This is a genomic window from Kosmotoga sp. (assembly GCF_982836095.1).
In genome coordinates this window covers 12,825-17,026 of record NZ_CEYIHJ010000026.1, presented here as the reverse complement: position 1 = coordinate 17,026, position 4,202 = coordinate 12,825, and the positions used below count along the sequence as shown (strand labels likewise).

Genomic DNA, 4,202 nt, shown 5'->3' with positions numbered 1-4,202 from the left:
TTTTCATAATGCGAAAGAGCTTTAATAAAGCTTGAACTTACTCCGTATAAGACAACACTACTGGCAAGAATTACACCGCCAGCAAATCCCCCACCGGGCGATATGTGCCCATTTAAAACCACGTAGAGGAAGATTGTAACTGAAATAGCCATAATTCCAGAGCTATAAACCTGAGCTGTTCCAAAAATGGTCTGTTCAGAAAGTTCACTTCTGGGTTCGGCTTTCAGCATGATTGTGACCCCCAGAACACCCACGGAGAATACAATCACTTCAAAAAGAGTATCGTAAACTCTTGATCGCAAATAAACGGCGGTAACAGTATTGGGTATTTTTACCTTTTCTACCAGGGTATTAATCTTGGATTGCGCTTCAAGGGCTGCTGTAAAGTCAACCTGAAAAAAGAAAAGGACAAAAATATAGCACACGATGCTAATGGCCAGGATTCTTTTCAAATTCATAGGTATCTCTCCACGATATTTTTCAGTTCACCTGTTTTTTTTAATTCTATAAGGTCTGAGATTATGAAATTTTTGAGGTCATCAGCTCTATTTGATAGAAGAAAGATGTAATATGACTTACGCGACGGAACTGCTTCTATTTTTTCCATTGTTTTACCAAGCATCTTCAGATGAATGTAATCCACTTCGCGATCGTCTATTTTAAAGAGAACAGTTTCAAGATAGGGAATTTTCTCAAAAAAGTCCAGGTTTTGTACATTATCATCTATCAAACCACCGCAAACAATATCGATATTTCCAGATTTAAGGGCTTCGACCGCTTGTGAAGTACCTTCGAATTCTCTGGACTCAACATGATAACCTTCAAGTACCTGTATTCTGGAAATTATCTCCCATTCCAATCCTTGCAGTGTATTATTGCTGCGATATATCATATGAGGCGTCGGAACATAGCCAATTCTAACCCTTCGTTGTTTCTTGATTGCCATTATATATACCAATATAACAAGGGTGACACCGACAGTGAACTGAGTTAAAGCAACATCTGGTGCACCAAGAAGGAGCATTACCACAGAAGCAAAAAAGCCTAAAATCCCATACCAAATAACGGCTTTGAAATTGGTTTTAGCGGTTATTACAGACAATGCTGTTATAAGGTAAAAAACCGAAAAAGCAGTAACTGTGAAAAGCATCTTACCTCCTCTGTGAATTTAAAAAAGCTCGGGCAATAATGTGAGAAACGACCGGTCCTGAAACTATGAGTATCCCTATCAAAACAATTGCTTCCAGTGGGTTCAACAATTCAAAAAAGAACGCTGAAAGAGCCAGGAGACTAAGACCAATGGTATCAGAAATGCCAAAATAATGCAGAGACTGAACCAGGCTTTTGGCAACAATAGCTCGCATTGTCCCAACAACGACAAGGATTGCCCCACTAAAGAAAAAAGAATAAGCAAGTATTTTCATTTTCCATCCCTCATTCCCAAAAAAAAGGCTGCAATTATCGTTCCACCGGTGTTCAGAAAAAGGAAAATAAGGATAATTTCAGAAAGGTATCTTACTTCAGACGCGAGTTCTAGGAATATTAGCAATACGAGTGTTTTCAAAGTTATTGATGAGTAGGCTATGAGAAGCCGCCAGGGGTTCCGGTTTTTTGAATATATGAAAAGAGCGCCAAAAGAATAAAGTATAATTCCAGTTGCTATAAAGATTATCATTCCTTTTTCACCTCGTGGATAATCAGCTTGCTTTCTTCCTTAAGCACAACTAATTCCTTAGGTGTCAGGGTTATTGATACAATCTTTCCGAATTCCTCTATCCGGTTTTCTGGAGAAGTGATTTCAGAGGTTGAGAAAAGTTGGACAGTAAAGAGCATTTTAAAAGCCTGGATTACCGCTATAGGAATATTCGTAAGAATGACCTTAACAGCGCCTGCAGCGTTTCCTTTTGGAATTACCTTTTTCCCAACAACCCAGGAAACACTGGCTGAAATGACAGCGAATATGAAGTTTTCTAACTTCATCGAAGGTGACAGCATCATCCAGACAAATATTGAAAAAAAGAAAATCATGATTCCTCCAACAATGGTTTCACCCTAAACTCTTCATTTTTATCAAAGTATTGCATCCACCCCTCAAAGCCGTAATGTTCTAAAAGCTCCAGGACGCGATTGTACTCCTGCGAAGTAATTCTTCTCGCCAATTCTGGGTATTCGAAGGCTTTGTAAACTGGTTTGTATTGAGACATCAGTGAAATCGGTACCGATAACGATAGTTCAAATGCAAGAAAATCAAGCATTTCTTCAGTTCCAGATATTTTTTCAGGCAATACTAGATGCCTTATTATCAAACCTTTTAGAAAATCTCTTTCGCTTTTGAACGGGCCAACTTGCCTGTACATTTCTTTGATGGCTCTTTTGGTTACAGTCCAATAATCCGGTACTCCGGAGTACTTTTTCCCCATAATGTCTGAGGTATAACGAATATCCGCAAGATAGATATCCACAATTCCTTCGAGTAATTTTAGTGTTTCGACTTTTTCATAGCCACTGGTGTTATACACTATCGGAAGAGAAAAACCCCTTTCAGCTGCGTATTCCAAAGCTTTGAGTATTGAAAGAAGGTGAGGTGTGGGTGTTACCAGATCCAGTGTTTCGCCTCCCTGCTTCTGAATTTTCAAAAAAATCTTGCCGAGTTCCTTTGCGTCGATTTCATTGCCCCGATTCAGCTGGCTAAAGCCAAAGTTCTGGCAATACACACATTTCATAGAGCAGCCGCTGAAAAAAACTGCCCCAGCACCGCCGTCACCAACAAGAGGGGGTTCTTCACCATAATGGAGAACAGATGCACTTATTTTAGCTGTGGAGCCTTGGCCACATATACCCACTGAGTGATATCTGTTTACCTTACACTCTCTGGGGCACAATTGGCAGCTTTCCAAATGCGCCTCAAGAGATTTAATAATTTCCCTCAATTTTCCATTGTTTAAGGCCTCAAGATATGAAGGGAAAGCCACTAAATTCACTCCTCATCGGGATAAACTCTTAAATAGGCGCCAATAGATGTGAATTTTTCCCTTAGCTTTTCATAACCTCTGAAAATATGCCCGGCATTATGGACAATCGTTTCACCTTCAGCGGCCATTCCGGCAATAACAAGTGCAGCAGCTGCCCTTATATCCGGGGCATTAATTTCAGCGCCACTCAATTTTGCAATCCCTTTTATATAAGCCTTTCGATCTTTGACCTTGATTTGAGCACCCATTCTGTTCATTTCATCAACATAACCGAATCGATTTTCAAAAACCGACTCTTCTACCACAGATTCTCCTTCAATTGTAGCAAGTACAGCAGTGATAATCGGCTGTAAGTCCGTTGGAAACCCAGGATAAGGTTTAGCACTAACTTTAACAGGTTTCAATTTGTTGAAAGCAGTAACTCGCACCGTATCATTACCTACTGTGATTTCAGTGCCCATCTCTTTCAAAATATTTAGCAGAGCTTCTAAATGGTCTGGGATAACGTGTTTAACTTCAACACTGCCTCGGGTAATAACCCCAGCAAGTAAGTATGTCCCGGCCTCTATTCTGTCAGGGATAACATCGTACTCTGTTCCATACAACTTTTTAACGCCTTTGATATGGATCGTGTTTGTACCCGCACCGGTGATTGTTGCACCTGCTTTGTTGAGAAAGTTTTGAAGATCTACAATTTCAGGTTCTTTAGCGGCATTTCTTATAACCACTTCTGTTCCTTCCATTAATGCAGCAGTGGTCATGAGTTGCTCGGTAGCACCAACACTTCTAAACGGTAATTCATATTCAATTGTATTCTCAAATTCTGGAGGCAATTCACCATATACATCGCCATGTTCTTCTACTATCTTCAGCCCAAAGCGCTTCAAGCCTTTGACATGATAATCAACAGGCCTTTGTCCTATGTTACAACCACCTGGTTTTCCAACCCTGGCCCAACCACACGCCATAACCAATGGTCCAAAAAGATTGAAAGAAGCTCTCATTTTTCCCACAAGATCGTAAGGGACGCTTCCCAAAAGTATATCTCCAGGTTCTATAAACACTGCTCCATGCTCAAACGAAACTTTTTTGCCTATCCTTTGAAGAATGGAGAGCATAGTGTGAACATCCCTGAGCTCGGGAACGTTTTTTACGACCACAGGTTCATCAATCATGACAGTGGCTGCAAGTATTGGAAGAGCTGCGTTCTTTGAACCGCTTATATCCACT

General features: G+C 40.4%; 7 protein-coding genes. All 7 read right to left on the bottom strand.

Features of this window, described 5'->3' with window-relative positions; all coding sequences use genetic code 11:
* Positions 1 to 458: MnhB domain-containing protein (locus tag AC3LHT_RS03245; RefSeq protein ID WP_488661968.1), on the bottom strand; the 458-nt coding region annotated here is incomplete at its 3' end.
* Positions 455 to 1,150, bottom strand: a complete 696-nt coding sequence (locus AC3LHT_RS03240) for a hydrogenase subunit MbhD domain-containing protein (protein WP_488661967.1) — start codon at positions 1,148 to 1,150, stop codon at positions 455 to 457. The genes AC3LHT_RS03245 and AC3LHT_RS03240, both read right to left, overlap by 4 nt.
* A gap of 1 nt (position 1,151) precedes the next feature.
* Positions 1,152 to 1,424 (bottom strand): monovalent cation/H(+) antiporter subunit G, encoded by a 273-nt coding sequence (locus AC3LHT_RS03235; RefSeq protein ID WP_290646500.1) that lies wholly within the window; start codon positions 1,422 to 1,424, stop codon positions 1,152 to 1,154.
* The gene (locus tag AC3LHT_RS03230) at positions 1,421 to 1,675 is read right to left on the bottom strand and encodes a hypothetical protein (RefSeq protein ID WP_488661966.1); all 255 of its coding nucleotides are present in this window, start codon (positions 1,673 to 1,675) and stop codon (positions 1,421 to 1,423) included. Before AC3LHT_RS03230 ends, AC3LHT_RS03235 begins: the two co-directional genes overlap by 4 nt.
* A complete protein-coding gene (locus AC3LHT_RS03225) occupies positions 1,672 to 2,028 on the bottom strand; it encodes a hypothetical protein (protein ID WP_488661965.1) in 357 nt (118 codons plus the stop codon). The genes AC3LHT_RS03230 and AC3LHT_RS03225 overlap by 4 nt, the downstream gene beginning before the upstream one ends.
* Entirely contained in the window at positions 2,025 to 2,972 is a 948-nt protein-coding gene (locus tag AC3LHT_RS03220) for a radical SAM protein (RefSeq protein ID WP_488661964.1), read from the bottom strand. The genes AC3LHT_RS03225 and AC3LHT_RS03220 overlap by 4 nt, the downstream gene beginning before the upstream one ends.
* Positions 2,973 to 2,977: 5 nt before the next feature.
* Complete coding sequence (gene murA, locus AC3LHT_RS03215; RefSeq protein WP_488661963.1) at positions 2,978 to 4,201, bottom strand: UDP-N-acetylglucosamine 1-carboxyvinyltransferase; 1,224 nt, start codon at positions 4,199 to 4,201, stop codon at positions 2,978 to 2,980.
* Position 4,202: the final 1 nt, after the last annotated feature.